This is a genomic window from Microbacterium oryzae (assembly GCF_030406385.1).
Classification (GTDB): Bacteria; Actinomycetota; Actinomycetes; order Actinomycetales; family Microbacteriaceae; genus Microbacterium; species Microbacterium oryzae_A.
The window spans coordinates 104,673-120,981 of sequence record NZ_JAUEPM010000005.1 but is presented as its reverse complement, the minus strand read 5'-3'; the positions used below and the strand labels follow the sequence as shown (position 1 = coordinate 120,981).

Sequence of the window (16,309 nt, the reverse complement as noted above, 5' to 3'; positions counted from 1 at the left end):
CCGCGTTCCAGCCCTTGCCAGGCCCTCGGCTTCGCGCAATCGGGACGCCTCGCACGAGTAGCGCGACCGCGGTGCGACCGAGCGGGCGGCGTCACAGCCCCCCACGCCCGGCGGCACCTGCCGACGTCGCGTAGACCGCCGCCTGCGTGCGGCGCTCCATGCCGAGCTTCGCCAGCAGCCCCGAGACGTAGTTCTTCACCGTCTTCTCCGCGAGGCCCAGGCGTTCGCCGATCTGCCGATTGGTCAGGCCCTCGCCGATCGCGCGCAGCACCTGCCGCTCACGCAGGGTGAGGTCGGCCACAGGGACAGCGCCCGGTGCGTCCTCCTGCACCGGCGCGCTCGCCATGGCCGCGACGACGCGCTCGGCGACCCGCCGTGGCACGAGCGATTCACCGCTGGCGACACGGCGGATGGCACCGGTCAGGTTGTGGCCGCGAATGCTCTTCAGCTCGTATCCGGACGCGCCCGCCAGCACCGCGGCGACGGTGGCAGCGTCGTCGTCATGGCCCGTCAGCATGAGGCAGCGGATCTGCGGCTGGGCCGATCGGATGGCGCGGCACAGCTCGATCCCGTCTCCGTCGGGCAGTCGCAGGTCGAGCACGACGACGTCGGGCGACGTCGCGGGCACGCGCGCGAGCGCCTGCTGCACCGTCCCCGCCTCGCCCACGACCTCGAGATCGGGTTGCGCGTCGACAAGGGCGGCCACGCCGTTGCGGACGATCTCGTGGTCGTCGACCAGGAACACGCGGGTCATGCGCGGCCCCTCTCTCCCGAGAGCAACGCGCGCCAGACGGCTCGCGTGCCACCGCCATCCCGCGGGGTCAGCGCGAAGTCGCCGCCGCGACGGCGAGCACGGTCCTCGAGGTTGCCCGTGCCGCTGCTGCGGGTCGCGTCCGCCGGGACACCGATCCCGTCGTCGACGACCTCGACGCGCACCTCGTCGCCCTCGGCGGCGACGTCGACCGACACCGACCCCGCCTGCGCGTGCCGGGCGACATTGGCGAGGCATTCGCGTACGGCCGCCACCGCGTCGTCGGCGACGGCACCGGTGAGGAGCAGATCGATCGGTCCGCGGAAGGTCAACTGCGGGCTCGACGGCAGCGCGTCGGCCAGCTCACCGACGACGTCGAGGATCCGGTGCCGGGTCGTGCCGGTCGCCGCGCGAGGGCGTGCGGTCAGTGCAAACACCGCGGTGCGGATCTCACCGATCGCGGCGTCGATCGTGTCGACCTGCTCCAGGAGGTCCGTCTCCGCCCGAGGGAATCGCGCGGCGAGCGCCTGAAGCGACAGGCCGGTGCCGAACAGGCGCTGGATGACGTGGTCGTGCAGGTCGCGGGCGATCCGACCGCGCTCGTCCGCCAGCTCCAGCCGGTGCCGGTCGGCTCGGGCACGCGTGAGCTCGATGGAGATCCCCACCTGGGTGGCGAACTCCGCGGCCATGTCCGCGTCGAGCGCGGTGAAGGCCGTACTGCCGGCCGCGCGGCTGAGCGTCAGCGCGCAGACCGCCTCGCCCGTGACGACGACGGGCAGCGCCATCGTCGGACCCATCTCCGCCTCGACGGAGACCGACGCCGTGCTGGCGGTCGCGAGGATGACCTGACCGCCGCGGAGCGATCGGTCTACGAGCGATGCCTCCCGCTCATAGCGACGTCCCTCGAAGCGCTCGGCGCCGGCGCCGCGGGCGGTGTGGATGAGGAGCTGGTCGGAGTCGGGGTCGGGGATGACCACGCTTACGAGGTCGGCGGACACCACGGTGCCCACGCGGGCGGCGACGACGCCGATGCTGTCGGAGACGTCTTCCGACAGCAGCGCCGACGAGACCTCCGCGAGGGCTGCGCTCCAGCGCACCCGCCGCCGGGACTCCTCATACAGGCGCGCGTTCTCCAGAGCGATGCCCGCCGTCCCGGCGAGCGCGGTGACGAGCTCCTCGTCCTCGCGGGAGAACGAGCACTCACCCCGCGCGAGCAGGTAGAGCGCGCCGTACGCGTCACCGTGCGAGCGGACCGGCACGGCGAGGAAGGCCCCGCCGTCGCCCAGCGGCACACCCGCATGCCGAGGGTCGCGCTCGATCCACGCGAGCGGTGCGAGGTCGCCGCGCTGGAGAGTCGCGACCAGCTCGCTCTCGGAGTCGCGCCCCAGCACGCGCTCGACGCCGCCGTGCTCGTCGAAGACCGCAATGGCACCTTCGCGGGCGTCGATGAGCGAGACGGCCGCGCCCGCGATCCGCCGCAGGACATCGTCGATGTCGAGCGACTCCATGACGGAGCGATACGCCTGCAGCAGTCCTCGCAAGCGGCTCTCGGTCTGCAGCACGTGCTGCGCGTGCTGCATCAGCTCCGACAGCGACCGCTCGAGTTCGGATCGCGGCTGATCGATGAAATCCAGGTCCCCCGACACCAGATCACCCCCTCTGCGCATGACGGTATCCCGACCTCACGGGACCTTGGACCCTATTGACAAGATCGCCGTGGCGCGAGAGTGGCACCACACCATGAAGAACATCGACTCCTTCCCGCGCCGCATCGTCGGCGTCGACGGCTCCGCCCCGAGCCGTGCCGCCCTGCGGTGGGCCACCGCGCGCAGCCGCGACGACCGCGCGCCCCTGGTCGTCGTGCACGTCGCGCACGAGCGCGAGGCAGGCGAGGCGGTCCTCGCCGAGGCTCGGCGATTCATCCGCGCCGAGGATCCCGACCTCGCCATCGAGTCGCTGCGCCTTGAGGGCCGCGTCTGGCAAGTGCTCAGCGCTGCGGCTCGTGCCGAGGACACCCTCGTTATCGGCACCGACAAGACGGGCCTCGTCCGCGGGCGGGTGAGCGGCGCCCTGAGCGTCCAGCTCGCGATGACGGCACCCTGCGCGGTCGCCGTGATCCCCGACTTCGACCTGGGTTTCCGTCGCGGGATCGTGGTCGGCATCGGACGCCCGGAGTCCGCGCCCGTCGTCGCGACCGGGGCGCTCGCCGAAGCCCGTCGCAACGGCGCGCCTCTCACGCTCGTGCACGGCGGGTGCACCGGGCACTGCACGGATGGCCTGGATGCGGCCGAGCAGGAGCTCGCCGGGCATGACACAGACCTGGTCGTGCGGCGCCGCGTGCTCGCGAGTGCTGCAGCGGACGCCCTGCTGGACGCGGCCCTCGACAAGGAGCTGGTGGTCCTGGGGCGCGCCTCTCGAGCGGCCTCCGGAGCGCCGATCGGCACCGTCACGCACGCGGTTCTCATGAACGCGACCGCGCCCGTGCTGCTTCTCCCGCCGACGTGATCCACGGGACCTTGGTCCCTGTTCCGCTGCTTCTGATTCCCATATCTTTCAACTACCGAGCGGGATCATCCGCTCAGACCTCTTGACGCTGAAGCGTCACCCACCACCCCCTCCGGCATTCCAGCCACATGTGAAAGGCACCGCCATGTCCGCTTCCCCTCGGCGCAACCGCGCCATCGCCGCCCTCGCCGTCGTCCCCGTCTCGGTCCTGCTGGCCGGCGGTCTCGTGTGGCAGAGCTCCTACGCCGCGTTCTCCGCTCGCACCGAGAACTCGGGCAACTCCTGGAGCACCGGACGCGTCGCCCTGAGCGATGACGACCGCGGTGCCGCGGCCGTCACCGTCGAGAACATGGTTCCCGGCGACACCGGCTCCAAGTGCATCGTCGTGACCTCCAACTCCAACGTGCCCGGTGAGGTGCGGACCTACGTTGAGGACCTGCTCGCCGACCGCGGACTGGAGAACCGCATCCAGATCACAATCGAGTCCGGGACCGGAGGCACGTTCAACGACTGCACCGGGTTCATTCCGGAGGCGGACGGCGCCACGGGCACGCTCGCCCAGCTCGCGACGGCGGACACCGACTGGGCTTCGGGGGCGAACTCGTGGGACACGACCGGAACGCCCGGGGAGTCGCGCACCTACCGCGCAACGTGGACTTTCGACACCACAGGCATGACCCAGGCTGAGATCGACGCGCTGCAGGGCGCGCGCACCGGCCTGGACGTGGTGTGGGAGCTGCAGACCACCGACAACTGATTCGTCCCTTCCGAGGAGGAGAGCCGCGAGGCGAGCACATGGCCACGACCGTCCCCGCGCAGAACATCGGCTCAGCCGCTGAGGAGCGCACCGCTCCTCGTCGGCTGGCCGGTGTCCTCGGGCGGGACGGCTGGCCGCGCTTCGCGCTGATGCTGGTCTCGCGGGGCTACCTCCTCGTGATGGCGACCCTGATCGTCGTCGCCGTGCTGCCGCTGCTCCTCGGCTGGCGGCCCATGGTCATCCTGAGCGGCTCGATGGAGCCGACGGTCTCTCCCGGCGACGTCGTACTCGTCTCGGATGTCCCCGAGGGTGAGACCTACGGCGAGGGCATGGTCATCGCCTTCGACACCGTGAGCGTCGAAGACCAGCCCGTCGTCAAGGTGCACCGCATCACCGAGGTGCGCGACGACGGCTTCGTCACGCAGGGCGACGCGAACGCCGACCGCGACTCGGGCGTGCGCATCGAAGCGGATGTCCGCGGTGCGGGTCGCCTGCTCGTCCCCTTCATCGGCTCGCCGGTCTACTGGATGGGCCACGACCTGCCTGCTCTCGCGGCATGGCTGCTCGCGACCCTGGTCGCCGTCGGTCTCGCCGTCCCGCCGTCCCCTGGCCCCCGCCGTCCGGGTCAGGCGACGGTGGCCGTGCTCGCGCTCGCCGCCGTGGCAGCGGGAAGCGCGTCTCCATCCGTGCACGCGTACGCCGCCTTCTCGACCCGCACCGGCACCGCCGCGTCGTGGCACGCCGCAGCTCTCCCGGCGATCGCGCCCGGTCGCCTCGCGCCGTTCTCGCTGCTCGCAGCCAACAGCGTGACGGACGGCTGGCTGACCTTCACGCAGATCGCCGGCGATATCGGCACGACGCCGGGGACCAACGTCACGAACGTCTCCTTCCCCGACAGCCACGGGGCGATCGAGAAGAACACCGCTGCCGCCCGGAACGCCATGACAGACGCGCGCACCCTCGCGACGTCGCTTGAAGCGCGCCCCGCTGCCCCGCGCGCCAACTCCCTCACCGGGCGCGTGACACCGGGCACTTACTCCGCAGGTGCCCTCAGCGCCTCGGGCACGATCACCCTCGACGCCGGTGGCGACTCGAGCGCGCGGTTCGTCTTCATCGGAAGCAGTCTCACGGTGGCGAACAACACCAACGTCGTGCTCGCCAACGGTGCGAGCGCGGCCAACGTCTACTGGCGCATCCGCGGGGGCGCGACGCTGAACACGAGCACGCTGCGCGGCACGGTCCTCGCGGACGGTTCGATCACCGCGAACACCGCGACGCTCACCGGCCGCCTCGTCTCCTTCAACGGATCCATCAGCGCGAGCCGCTACCTCATCACGGCGCCGTAGCTCTTCTCAGAGCCGCCCCTTCACGATGCCGTGCCAGTACAGCTGCGGCAGCAGATAGCGGTCGAGCACGTACCACCAGGGCCGCGGCGCGAACGTGTCGAGCAGCGGGATGGTGCTCACGGCGCGGCGCGTACGCGCGTCGTACTCGCCGAACACGAGAGAGCGGCGCGACGTGGTGATCGGCGCGACGGTGTACCCGTCGTAGTGCGACAGCGCTCGCCCGGTGCGGCGGCGCTGGATGTTCTCGACCAGGGTCTGAGTCTGATGACGCAGCGCGCCGCCCGTGCGCGCGTCGTCGAGGTCCGCCGCATCGCCGATCGCCCAGAGGTGCGGGTGCGTGCGGTGCTGCAGCGTCTCCCGGTCCACCGCGACGAAGCCGTCGGTGTCGGGAGCGTCGAGTCCGGACGAGCGAACCAGAGGATGGCCGGCGTACGGCGGCAGCAGATGCAGCAGGTCCGGTCGCATCGTCGCCGCGCCATCCGGCCCCGACAGTGTGATCTCGCCGCCCTCGATCCGCTCGACCCGGGTGCGCAGTCGCAGGGTGACGCCGTACCGCTGCAGCTCGCGACGGACGGCGGACTCGATCTCCGCCACCGGATGCAGGCCCTCGCCGTCGTGCACCAGGATGACGTCGATCGCCTCCAGCACCCCGCGCCGGCGCCAGTGGTCGCACGCGAGGAAGAGCGGCTTCAGGGCGGTCTCCCGCCCCGACGCCGGCTGCTCGTGGAACGTGAAGACGGCGGTGCCCGCCGTGAGCGCCGAGATCCGCTCCCACGTCTGCTCCAGCAGGGAGGACTCGAAGGTGGAGCAGGCGGGGCCGTTCGCGAGCGCCTCCCGCGCGCCCGGCAGGGCGTCCCAATCGGTCGGTGCCCCGCAGGCGATGACGATGTCGCCGCCGCGGATGATGCTCCCGTCCGACAGCACGACCTCGTGCCGTACGGCGTCGATGCGCTCAGCGGCGGCGCGATACCAGTGCGCACCCTTCGGCATGACCTTCGCCTGCGGGCGCGTGAGCGCGGAGGGCCTGGCGAGCCCCGCCCCCACGTAGTTCTGCAGGGGCTTGTACACGTGCTCCTGTGCGGGCTCCACGATCGCCACGTCGCGGGAGCCGCGCTTCAGAAGCCGAGCCGCGGCCGAGACGCCGCCGTTGCCGGCGCCGATGACCACCACATCATGCCTGGGGATGTCCATGCGGGCACCCTAGGACGACCTCGCGCCGACGGGCGCGGGCTTGCGGAGCGGCGCCATCCGACCTAGTGGCGACGCTCAGCGCGCCGCGAGCAGCGCGACCCAGATCTCCGCCCGCGCCGCGAACGACTGCAGGTCGCGATCGAGCAGGCGCTCTGCGAGCCGCACGCGCGTCCGGACGGTGTGCCGATGCACCCCGAGCGCGCGGGCGGCGTCGTCGAATCGCGCGTCGTGCAGCAGCCAGACGCGCAGTGTGTCGAGGATGGCGGTGCCGTGCGTCTCATCGTGCCTCGCGATGGGCAGGAGGACCGTTCGCGCGACGCTCCCCGCGTCGGGGGAGAGCGTGCTGAGCACGCCCGCCGACGCGACGTCGCCGAACCGGACCACGCCGGCACCGCGGTCGCGAGCGATCCGGGCCTCCTCGAGCGCGGGGGCGAACGCCGCCAGCGCCGTCGGCTCCGAGAGTCCGATGGCGACGTCGAAGCGCTCCGCGAGCTCATCCAACGCGAGCGGCGCCGCGGCGGACTGCACGAGTGCGATGCCGCCGGACGCATCGGGCCCGAAGAAGAAGCTGCCGTGCTCGCGGCCGGCGCGCAGCTCGAGGAACGCCACGAGGGCATCCGGCGCATCGCTCGTGAGACCCACCACCACCGGGTCGGCGGGAAATCCACCCCATGTGGCGTCGGCGATCTCACTGGCCAGAGCCGTGTCACCGGTGAGCAGCGCGCGCACCACCCCCGCGCGCAGGGTGCCGCGGGCACGAGCGAGCGCCTCGTTCTGCTCGAGGGCGAACCCGGTCATGGCGACCACGGCCGTGACGACGCTGCGCGCCTCCTCGTCGAGCCCCTCCGCCGCCACGGCGAGCACGCCGCGGAGGCTCCCGCCTGGGCCGAGCGTCTGCAGGGTGACCGAGCGCTCCTCGACACGGACCACGCCGGCGGCGCTCGCCCCGCGCGCGAGCATCACCTCGCATTCGCTCTGCACGCGGTCGGCGATCTCGCCCTCGAGGGCACCTGAAGCGCGGACGAGCGCGCCGGCGGAGTCGAACAGCCCCGCCCAGACGCCCAGCTGGCGGGACAGCTCCGAGACCGCCGAGCCCAGGCCGTCCCGCCGCAGCGCGGCCAGCGCGACCGCGCGCTGGGCCGACAGCGCCCACGTGCGGCGGGCATATGCCGCCGCGGCGATGGCCTCGGCGACCGCGCGCGCGACGGCGATGAAGGGAGTGCGGTAGGGCACCTCGAACAGGGGGACGACGTACTCCTCGCACGCCTGGGCGAGGGCCTCGGGGATGCCCGCGCGCGCCACCTCGGTGCCGAATCCGAGCGCGACGACGCCGCGGTGCGCCAGCCGCCGCACGTACTCCTCGTACTGCTCGCGCTCGTCGCCCGAGAACTGCGTGCCGGTGGTCAGGATCACCATCTCCTCGGCGAGGAACGGGGTGGGGTCGGCGAGGTCCGAGCTGTGCACCCAGCGGATGGGCTGCTCGATGGCGGCGGGCGGCCGCTCTCCGGGGGCGAGGCGCAGGCCGAGGTCCGCGCGGGACAGCAGAGCGCGGAGGGTGGGAGACGTTGGCGCGGACTCAGACATCGTGTACAGAGCGTATAGCGCGACGGGCGAAAGTGTACAGAACGGCGAATGCAGGCGTCAGGCGCCCGGTCGTACGCTCGCCGCATGAGCACCACTTCCCTCGCCACCACCGCTGTCGGCGGACCGGCCCTGCCGCAGGAGCGCCGCCTCGTCACCTCGATCCCCGGACCGCGCTCGCAGGAGCTGCTGGACCGCAAGGCCGAGGCCGTCGCTGCAGGCGTGGGTCACACCGCGCCGATCTCCGCGGTCGCGGCCGGCGGCGGTGTGGTCGTCGACGCCGACGGCAACTCGCTCATCGACCTCGGCTCGGGCATCGCCGTGACCACGGTCGGCAACGCGCACCCCAGGGTCGTCGAGGCCGTGCAGGCGCAGGTGGCCGCGTTCACGCACACCTGCTTCATGGTCTCGCCGTACGAGTCCTACGTCGCCGTCGCGGAGGCGCTGAACCGCCTGACCCCCGGCGACCACGCCAAGAAGTCGGCCCTGTTCAACTCCGGCGCGGAGGCCGTCGAGAACGCGGTCAAGATCGCCCGCAAGCACACCGGTCGCTCGGCCGTCGTCGCCTTCGACCACGGCTACCACGGCCGCACGAACCTGACCATGGCGCTCACCGCCAAGTCCATGCCGTACAAGAGCGGCTTCGGTCCGTTCGCCCCCGAGGTCTACCGCGCGCCGGCTTCGTACCCCTACCGCGACGGTCTCACCGGTGCAGAGGCCGCCAAGCGCGCCATCCAGCAGATCGAGAAGCAGATCGGCGCCGACAACCTCGCCGCCGTCATCATCGAGCCCGTCCAGGGTGAGGGCGGTTTCATCGTCCCCGCTGAGGGCTATCTCCCCGCCCTCGTCGACTGGTGCCGCGCGAACGGCGTCGTCTTCATCGCCGACGAGGTGCAGACGGGCTTCGGTCGCACCGGCGCGATGTTCGCCAGCGAGCACTTCGGCATCGTCCCCGACCTCATCACGACGGCGAAGGGCATCGCCGCGGGCCTGCCGCTCGCGGCCGTGACCGGCCGCGCTGAGATCATGGACGCCTCGCACGCTGGCGGCCTGGGCGGCACGTACGGCGGCAACCCGATCGCCTGCGCCGCCGCGCTCGCCGCCATCGACGCGTTCGAGAACGACGGTCTCGTCGAGCGCGCGCGCGAGATCGGCGCGCTCATCACCGGCCGCTTCGGCGAGCTGCAGGCGCGCGACCCGCGCATCGGCGACGTCCGCGGCATCGGCGCGATGGTCGCGGTGGAGTTCGTCGACCCCGCCACCGGCGAGCCCGACGCCGCCCTCACCGGCGCCGTCGCGAAGGCGGCCATCGCCGCCGGCGTGATCGTGCTGACCTGCGGCACGTTCGGCAACGTCATCCGCTTCCTCCCGCCGCTCTCCATCGGCGACGAGCTGCTGGCCGAGGGCCTGTCCGTCGTCGCCGACGCGCTCGCCGCGGCCTGATCCCCTCGACGAAGGAGCACGACATGACCGAGATCACACGCGACGTCGTCATCGTGGGTGCGGGCGCCGCCGGCACCACCGCGGCGAACGAGCTGAAGAAGGCCGGGCTGTCGGTCGCCGTCCTCGAGGCGCGCGACCGCGTCGGCGGGCGACTGTGGACCGACGTCGTCGACGGCGCCACCCTCGAAATCGGCGGCCAGTGGGTGTCGCCCGACCAGGACGCGCTGAAGGAGACGATCGCCGAGCTGGGGCTCGAGACCTACAGCCGCTACCGCGAGGGTGAGAGCGTCTACATCGGCCCCGACGGCGAGCTCACCCGCTTCACGGGCGAGATCTTCCCTGTCGCCCCCGCCACCGAGAAGATCATGGTCGAGCTCATCGAGAAGCTCGACCGGATGACCGCCGAGATCGACCCGGCTCACCCCTGGTCGCACCCCGACGCGGAGGAGCTCGACACGATCTCCTTCGAGGGCTGGCTCGCGCGTGAGACGGATGACCAGGAGGCGCGCGACAATATCGCGCTCTTCATCGCCGGCGCCATGCTCACCAAGCCTGCGCACGCGTTCTCCACCCTGCAGGCGCTGCACATGGCGGCGAGCGCCGGCAGCTTCTCCAACCTCGTCGATGCCGACTTCATCCTCGACAAGCGGGTCGTCGGCGGCCTGCAGCAGGTGCCGCAGCTCCTCGCCGAGCGCCTCGGCGACGACGTGCACCTCGATGCTCCGGTGCGCACGCTGCGCTGGGGTGCGGAGGGCGTGGTGGCGGAGGCGGAGGGAATCACCGTCCGCGCGAAGTACGCGATCCTCGCGCTCGCGCCCGTGCTCTACGACCGCATCTCGTTCGTCCCGCCGCTGCCGCGGCGCCAGCACCAGATGCACCAGCATCTCTCGATGGGCTTCGTCATCAAGGTCCACGCGGTCTACGACCGTCCGTTCTGGCGGGAGCAGGGCCTGTCGGCCACGGCCTTCAGCCCCTATGAGCTCTGCCACGAGGCGTACGACAACTCGAATCACGGCGACGAGCGCGGCACCCTGGTCGCCTTCGTCTCCGATAAGCACGCCGACGGCGTGTTCGAGCTGAGCGCGGAGGAGCGCAAGGAGCGCATCCTCGAGTCGCTCGCGCACTACTACGGCCCCGAGGCGAAGAACCCGGTCGTCTACTACGAGAGCGACTGGGGCACCGAGGAGTGGACCCGCGGCGCCTACGCGGCGAGCTTCGACCTCGGCGGCCTTCACCGCTACGGCAAGGACCAGTCCGTGCCGGTCGGCCCCATCCACTTCGCCTGCAGCGACCTCGCCGGCCTGGGCTACCAGCACGTCGATGGCGCGATCCGGATGGGCCGCCGCGCCGCTGCCGACATCATCGAGCGGTCGCGGTCGTGACCGCGTCGCTCGTCGTCGGCTACACCGCCACCCCCGCGGGCGCAGACGCCGTCGCGCTCGCGGGGCGTCTCTCCGCCGCCACCGGCGCGGCGATCGAGATCGTCCTCGTGCTGCCGGCGGAGGGCCGCAACGCCCTCACGCCGCCTAACGCCTCGTACGACGAGTACGTCCGCGGTCAGGCGCGAGACTGGCTGCGCGACGCCGCGGCCGCGCTCCCCGCCGGAGTCGCGCACCGTGCGCACGTCCGCACCGCCGAGTCGTTCGCCGAGGGGCTTCACTCGGCCGCTCGGGAGTTCGGCGCCTCGCACATCGTCGTCGGCGCGGCCGACGGCGGCCGCCGCGGGCGCCACCGCGTGGGATCGGTGGCCAACGAGCTGCTGCACTCCTCCGACATCCCCGTCGTCCTCGCGCCCGCGGGCTCGGCCGAGGTCGACGCTCCGCTCGACCGGGTGACGGCGGCGATCGGCACGCGGCCCGGCGCCGATGTGCTCCTCGACGACGCCGTCGCGCTGGCCGCGGCGGCGGGCGTCCCGCTCCGCCTGGTCTCCCTCGTCACCGTCGATCTGCCCGCCGGGGTCCAGACGGCGGCCATCCGAGTCGTCGGAGACACCCACGCCGACGAGGTGCTCGCCGCCGCCCGCGCCGAGCTCCCCGCCGACGTGCCGGTCGAGGTCGTCGTCGCCGAGGGCGACTCCATCGAGAACGCCGTCGCCCAGCTCGACTGGCTCCCGGGCGAGGTCGTGCTCGTCGGCTCCAGCCGGCTCGCGCGCCCGCGCTTCCTGTTCCTCGGCTCCACCGCGGCGAAGATGCTCCGCGAGCTCCCCGTCCCCTTCATCGTCGTCCCGCGCACCCGAGCGCCCGAAGAATCCTGAGTCACATGACCTCGAACCCGCACACCGTCGTGTCTGACCCCGTCACCACGGGGATCTCCAGCAAGGGCCTCAGCGCCGGCACCCTCGGCCTGATCGGCGCCGTCGTGATGGGCGTCTCCACCGTCGCGCCCGCGTACACCTTCACCGCGGCGATCGGCCCGACCGCCTCCGAGGTGGGCACGCAGGTGCCCGCGATCATCCTCGTCGGCTTCATCCCGATGCTCCTCGTCGCCTTCGGCTACCGCGAGCTCAACAAGGTCATGCCCGACTCCGGCACCTCCTTCACGTGGGTCACGCGGGCCTTCGGGCCGTGGATCGGCTGGATGGCCGGATGGGGGCTGGTCGCGGCGACCATCCTCGTCCTGTCGAATCTCGCCGGCATCGCCGTCGACTTCCTCTTCCTCCTCCTCAGCCAGATCACCGGCAACGGCGAGATCGCCGAGCTGACGCGGAACCCCTTCATCAACGTCGGCGTGTGCCTGCTGTTCGTGCTCGCGGCGACGTGGGTCTCGTACCGCGACCTGCAGACCTCGCAGCGCCTGCAGTACGTGCTCGTCGGCTTCCAGGTCATCGTGCTCGTCGTCTTCGCCGTCACCGCCATCGTGCGGGCCTCGTCGGGCGAGGCGTTCGACGCGACGCCCTTCGACGCGAACTGGTTCAATCCGTTCGCGGTGCCGTCGTTCAGCGCCACCGTCGCCGGCCTGTCGCTGTCGATCTTCATCTTCTGGGGGTGGGACCTCGTTCTCACCATGAACGAGGAGACGAAGAACCCCGAGAAGACGCCGGGCCGTGCGGCGACCGTCGTCGTGCTCGTCGTGGTCTTCCTGTACCTGCTGCTCGCGATCGGCATGATGATGTTCGCCGGTGTCGGCGACGGCGAGCTCGGTCTCGGCAACCCCGACATCCAGGAGAACGTGTTCTTCGCCCTGTCGAACCCGATCATGGGCTCGCTGGGCTTTCTCGTCTCCCTCGCGGTTCTGACGAGCTCGGCGTCGTCGCTGCAGGCCACGTTCGCCTCGCCGACGCGCACGCTCCTCGCGATGGGGCACTACGGCGCCCTGCCGAAGCGCTTCGCCGCCGTGCACCCGCGCTTCTTCAGCCCCGGCTACGCGACCATCGTGGCGGCCATCGTGACGAGCGTCTTCTACGCCGTGATGCGCTTCGTCAGCGAGAACACGCTGTGGGACACCATCCTCGCCCTCGGCATGCTCATCTGCTTCTACTACGGCCTCACCGCGTTCGCGTGCGTGTGGTACTTCCGCCGCCAGTGGTTCGACTCCGTGCGCAACTTCTTCTTCATGCTGCTGTGCCCGCTCGTCGGCGGCGCGATCCTGGCCATCCTGTTCGTGACCACGCTCATCGACACCATGGACCCCGCCTACGGCAGCGGGTCCGAGGTGGGGGGCATCGGCCTCGTGTTCATCCTCGGCATCGCCGTCATCGTCATCGGCGTCGTGCTGATGATCTGGCAGGCCGTGCGCGAGCCCGCGTTCTTCCGCGGCAGCGTGCTGACGATGGACGCCCCGCCGAGCCGCCGCCGCGCGCGTCGCTGAGACTTGAAGACAGCACCACCGGAAGGAAAGACATGACGAACGACCGCGAGAACACGCTGCTGGCCTCCGTCCCGACCCGTCTGTTCATCGGAGGGGAGTGGGTCGACGCACCCGAGGGAGCGACCTTCGACGTCCGGGACCCCGCCACGAACGAGGTCATCGCCCGCGTCGCCGACGCGTCGGCAGACGACGCCACCCGCGCTCTCGACGCCGCCGTCGCCGCGCAGGACGCGTGGGCCGCGACCGCTCCGCGCACCCGCGGGGAGATCCTGCGCCGCGCGTGGGAGCTCGTGCAGGAGCGCAAGGAGGACATCGCCCTCCTGATGACGCTCGAGATGGGCAAGCCCCTCGCCGAGGCCCGTGGCGAGGTCGGCTACGGCGGGGAGTTCCTCCGCTGGTTCAGCGAGGAGGCCGTGCGCATCACCGGCCGCTACGGCCTGAACCCGGAGGGCACCGGCCGGATGGTCGTGTCGCAGCGACCCGTCGGACCGTCGTTCTTCATCACGCCGTGGAACTTCCCGTTCGCCATGGCCACCCGCAAGATCGCCCCCGCCCTCGCGGCCGGCTGCACGGTGGTCATCAAGCCCCCGCAGCTGACCCCGCTGACCACGCTGTTCTTCACGCAGCTGCTCGCCGATGCCGGCGTGCCGGCGGGCGTCGTGAACGTCGTGACCTCGGCCTCGTCGCGCCGCGTGTCGGAGCCGATCATCTCCGACCCGCGCCTGCGGAAGCTGTCGTTCACCGGCTCGACCGAGGTGGGCCGCAAGCTCATCGCGCAGGCCGCCGAGGGCGTGCTGCGCGTGTCGATGGAGCTCGGCGGCAACGCGCCGTTCGTGGTCTTCGAGGACGCCGACCTGGACAAGGCCGTGGAGGGCGCCCTCGCGGCGAAGTTCCGCAACATCGGCCAGGCCTGCACGGCTGCCAACCGCTTCATCGTGCACTCCTCGGTCGCCGAGGCGTTCGCCGCGAAGATCACCGAGCGCGTCAAGGAGATGCGCATCGGCCGCGGCACCGAGGACGGCGTGGCCATCGGCCCGCTCATCGACGGCGACGCCGTCGCGAAGGCCGACGAGCTTGTCACCGACGCCACCGACCGCGGCGCGACCCTGCTCACAGGCGGCGACAAGCTCGGGGGCCCCGGCACGTTCTACGCGCCGACCGTCCTCACCGGTGTGCAGCCGGGCAGCGCCATCCTGCGCGAGGAGATCTTCGGCCCCGTGCTGGCGATCGCGACGTTCGACACCGAGGACGACGCGGTGCGCCTCGCGAACGACACCGAATACGGTCTCGTCTCGTACGTCTACACGCAGGACCTCGCGCGCGGTCACCGCATGATCGACCGCCTCGAGACCGGCATGATGGGCCTGAACGCGGGTGTCGTCTCGAACGCCGCTGCACCGTTCGGCGGCGTCAAGCAGTCGGGTGTCGGCCGCGAGGGCGGCTTCGAGGGCATCCACGAGTACCTCTCCACGAAGTACACCCTCATCCCCAACGACTGATCGCCTCGAGAGGAGCATCATGAGCGACTACGCCGTCGTCGACCCCGCCACGGGTGAGACCATCGCCGAGTACGACACGTTCACCGACGAGCAGATCCAGGACGCGATCGCGCGCGCAGCGGAGGGCCACCGCGCGTGGTCGGCGCTGCCCGTCGCAGAGCGCGCGGCGGCGGTCCGCCGCGCCGCGCAGCTGCACCGCGATCGCCGCGAGGACCTCGCCGCCATCGCCGTGCGCGAGATGGGCAAGCCCCTCGAGGCAGCGCTCGGAGAGGTGGACTTCGCTGCCGACATCATCGAGTACTACGCCGACAACGCCGAGGCGATCACGGCCGACCAGCCCATCGAGATCCTCGGCGAGGGGAGCGCGGTCATCCGCCGCTCGTCGCTCGGCGTGCTGTTCGGGATCATGCCGTGGAACTTCCCGACCTACCAGGTCGCGCGGTTCGCGGGCCCCAACCTGATCATCGGCAACACGATCATCCTCAAGCACGCGCCGCAGTGCCCCGAGTCCGCGGCGGCCATCGAGCAGATCTTCCGCGACGCAGGCCTGCCCGAGGGTGCGTACGTGAACGTGTACGCCACGAACGAGCAGGCGGGGACGATCATCGCCGACCCGCGCGTGCAGGGCGTCTCGGTCACGGGCTCGGAGCGCGCGGGCTCGGCAGTCGCCGCGCTGGCCGGGCAGCATCTCAAGAAGGTCGCCCTCGAGCTCGGCGGGTCGGATCCGTTCATCGTGCTCTCGGCCGACGACCTCGACCAGGTCGTGCAGGCCGCCGTCGACGCGCGCCTCGACAACAACGGCCAGGCGTGCAACGGCGCCAAGCGCTTCATCGTCGTGGACGGGCTGTACGAGGAGTTCCTGACGAAGTTCGCCGCCGCGATGGACGCCGCCAAGGTGGGCCATCCCCTCGAGGAGGACACCGTGCTCGGGCCGTTGTCATCGCTCGCAGCGGCGGAGCGCCTGCAGCAGCAGATCGACCGCGCGGTGGAGCAGGGCGCCCGCCTCGTCGTGGGCGGCATGCGCGACGGTGCGTACTTCCCCGGCACCGTGCTCACCGACGTGACGCCCGAGATGGACGTCTACCGCGAGGAGCTGTTCGGCCCCGCCGGTGTCGTCTACCGCGTCGCCGACGAGGAGGAGGCCGTGCGCCTCGCCAACGACACCCCGTTCGGCCTCGGCTCGTACGTCTTCACGACCGACGCGGAGCAGGCGCAGCGCGTGGCCGACCGCATCGAGGCAGGCATGGTCTACGTCAACGTCGTCCTCGCCGACAGCCCCGAGCTGCCGTTCGGTGGCGTCAAGCGCAGCGGCACCTCGCGGGAGCTCGGCCTGCTGGCCGCCGACGAGTTCGTGAACAAGAAGCTCGTCCGCATCGGCTGAGTCGCGCGAAGGGCCCCTCGTCCGCATCGCGGGCGAGGGGCCCTTCGC

General features: G+C 71.5%; 13 protein-coding genes. 9 read left to right on the top strand and 4 right to left on the bottom strand.

The window, feature by feature from the left end:
• Window positions 1-91 precede the first annotated feature (91 nt).
• Together QWJ90_RS09375 and QWJ90_RS09370 are read right to left on the bottom strand one after the other, a co-directional pair.
• Entirely contained in the window at window positions 92-754 is a 663-nt protein-coding gene (locus tag QWJ90_RS09375; RefSeq protein WP_290107501.1) for a response regulator, read from the bottom strand.
• Window positions 751-2,397, bottom strand: coding sequence for a GAF domain-containing sensor histidine kinase (locus QWJ90_RS09370; protein WP_290107500.1), 1,647 nt, complete (start codon window positions 2,395-2,397; stop codon window positions 751-753). The genes QWJ90_RS09375 and QWJ90_RS09370 overlap by 4 nt, the downstream gene beginning before the upstream one ends.
• Before the next feature lie 94 nt (window positions 2,398-2,491).
• Between QWJ90_RS09370 and QWJ90_RS09365 the strand changes: the two genes are divergently transcribed.
• From QWJ90_RS09365 to QWJ90_RS09355, 3 genes are all read left to right on the top strand, one after another.
• Complete coding sequence (locus QWJ90_RS09365; RefSeq protein ID WP_290107499.1) at window positions 2,492-3,256, top strand: universal stress protein; 765 nt, start codon at window positions 2,492-2,494, stop codon at window positions 3,254-3,256.
• 145 nt (window positions 3,257-3,401) lie between these two features.
• Window positions 3,402-4,013 (top strand): hypothetical protein, encoded by a 612-nt coding sequence (locus QWJ90_RS09360; RefSeq protein WP_290107498.1) that lies wholly within the window; start codon window positions 3,402-3,404, stop codon window positions 4,011-4,013.
• Window positions 4,014-4,051: 38 nt separating this feature from the next.
• Window positions 4,052-5,359 (top strand): signal peptidase I, encoded by a 1,308-nt coding sequence (locus tag QWJ90_RS09355; protein WP_290107496.1) that lies wholly within the window; start codon window positions 4,052-4,054, stop codon window positions 5,357-5,359.
• A 6-nt stretch (window positions 5,360-5,365) separates the two neighbouring features.
• On the opposite strand, the gene QWJ90_RS09350 is transcribed toward QWJ90_RS09355, so the two are convergent.
• Together QWJ90_RS09350 and QWJ90_RS09345 are read right to left on the bottom strand one after the other, a co-directional pair.
• Window positions 5,366-6,550 carry an NAD(P)/FAD-dependent oxidoreductase gene (locus QWJ90_RS09350; RefSeq protein WP_290107494.1) on the bottom strand — a complete coding sequence of 395 codons (1,185 nt, stop codon included), beginning with the start codon at window positions 6,548-6,550 and terminating at the stop codon, window positions 5,366-5,368.
• 75 nt (window positions 6,551-6,625) lie between these two features.
• On the bottom strand, window positions 6,626-8,134 hold the full coding sequence (locus QWJ90_RS09345; RefSeq protein ID WP_290107493.1) for a PucR family transcriptional regulator: 1,509 nt from the start codon (window positions 8,132-8,134) through the stop codon (window positions 6,626-6,628).
• A gap of 84 nt (window positions 8,135-8,218) precedes the next feature.
• On the opposite strand from QWJ90_RS09345, the gene gabT reads away from it, so the two are divergent.
• Genes gabT through QWJ90_RS09315 form a run of 6 tightly spaced genes read left to right on the top strand, consistent with a single transcriptional unit; the run spans window position 8,219 to window position 16,261 of the window.
• Window positions 8,219-9,574, top strand: a complete 1,356-nt coding sequence (gene gabT / locus QWJ90_RS09340) for a 4-aminobutyrate--2-oxoglutarate transaminase (RefSeq protein ID WP_290107492.1) — start codon at window positions 8,219-8,221, stop codon at window positions 9,572-9,574.
• Between the two features lie 23 nt (window positions 9,575-9,597).
• On the top strand, window positions 9,598-10,956 hold the full coding sequence (locus QWJ90_RS09335; protein ID WP_290107491.1) for a flavin monoamine oxidase family protein: 1,359 nt from the start codon (window positions 9,598-9,600) through the stop codon (window positions 10,954-10,956).
• Complete coding sequence (locus QWJ90_RS09330) at window positions 10,953-11,828, top strand: universal stress protein (protein WP_290107488.1); 876 nt, start codon at window positions 10,953-10,955, stop codon at window positions 11,826-11,828. Before QWJ90_RS09335 ends, QWJ90_RS09330 begins: the two co-directional genes overlap by 4 nt.
• 5 nt (window positions 11,829-11,833) lie before the next feature.
• Complete coding sequence (locus tag QWJ90_RS09325) at window positions 11,834-13,381, top strand: APC family permease (protein ID WP_290107487.1); 1,548 nt, start codon at window positions 11,834-11,836, stop codon at window positions 13,379-13,381.
• A 32-nt stretch (window positions 13,382-13,413) separates the two neighbouring features.
• Window positions 13,414-14,880 (top strand): NAD-dependent succinate-semialdehyde dehydrogenase, encoded by a 1,467-nt coding sequence (locus QWJ90_RS09320; protein ID WP_290107485.1) that lies wholly within the window; start codon window positions 13,414-13,416, stop codon window positions 14,878-14,880.
• A gap of 19 nt (window positions 14,881-14,899) precedes the next feature.
• Entirely contained in the window at window positions 14,900-16,261 is a 1,362-nt protein-coding gene (locus QWJ90_RS09315; RefSeq protein ID WP_290107483.1) for an NAD-dependent succinate-semialdehyde dehydrogenase, read from the top strand.
• Window positions 16,262-16,309: the final 48 nt, after the last annotated feature.

What these genes read in the sequence shown, in the direction of transcription:
- QWJ90_RS09360 (WP_290107498.1), top strand. Translation starts at nt 3,402, where the DNA reads ATGTCCGCTTCCCCTCGGCGCAACCGCGCCATCGCCGCCCTCGCCGTC.
- QWJ90_RS09315 (WP_290107483.1), top strand. Translation starts at nt 14,900, where the DNA reads ATGAGCGACTACGCCGTCGTCGACCCCGCCACGGGTGAGACCATCGCC.
- QWJ90_RS09365 (WP_290107499.1), top strand. Translation starts at nt 2,492, where the DNA reads ATGAAGAACATCGACTCCTTCCCGCGCCGCATCGTCGGCGTCGACGGC.
- QWJ90_RS09325 (WP_290107487.1), top strand. Translation starts at nt 11,834, where the DNA reads ATGACCTCGAACCCGCACACCGTCGTGTCTGACCCCGTCACCACGGGG.
- QWJ90_RS09350 (WP_290107494.1), bottom strand. Translation starts at nt 6,550, where the DNA reads ATGGACATCCCCAGGCATGATGTGGTGGTCATCGGCGCCGGCAACGGC.
- QWJ90_RS09375 (WP_290107501.1), bottom strand. Translation starts at nt 754, where the DNA reads ATGACCCGCGTGTTCCTGGTCGACGACCACGAGATCGTCCGCAACGGC.
- QWJ90_RS09355 (WP_290107496.1), top strand. Translation starts at nt 4,052, where the DNA reads ATGGCCACGACCGTCCCCGCGCAGAACATCGGCTCAGCCGCTGAGGAG.
- gabT (WP_290107492.1), top strand. Translation starts at nt 8,219, where the DNA reads ATGAGCACCACTTCCCTCGCCACCACCGCTGTCGGCGGACCGGCCCTG.
- QWJ90_RS09320 (WP_290107485.1), top strand. Translation starts at nt 13,414, where the DNA reads ATGACGAACGACCGCGAGAACACGCTGCTGGCCTCCGTCCCGACCCGT.
- QWJ90_RS09335 (WP_290107491.1), top strand. Translation starts at nt 9,598, where the DNA reads ATGACCGAGATCACACGCGACGTCGTCATCGTGGGTGCGGGCGCCGCC.
- QWJ90_RS09345 (WP_290107493.1), bottom strand. Translation starts at nt 8,134, where the DNA reads ATGTCTGAGTCCGCGCCAACGTCTCCCACCCTCCGCGCTCTGCTGTCC.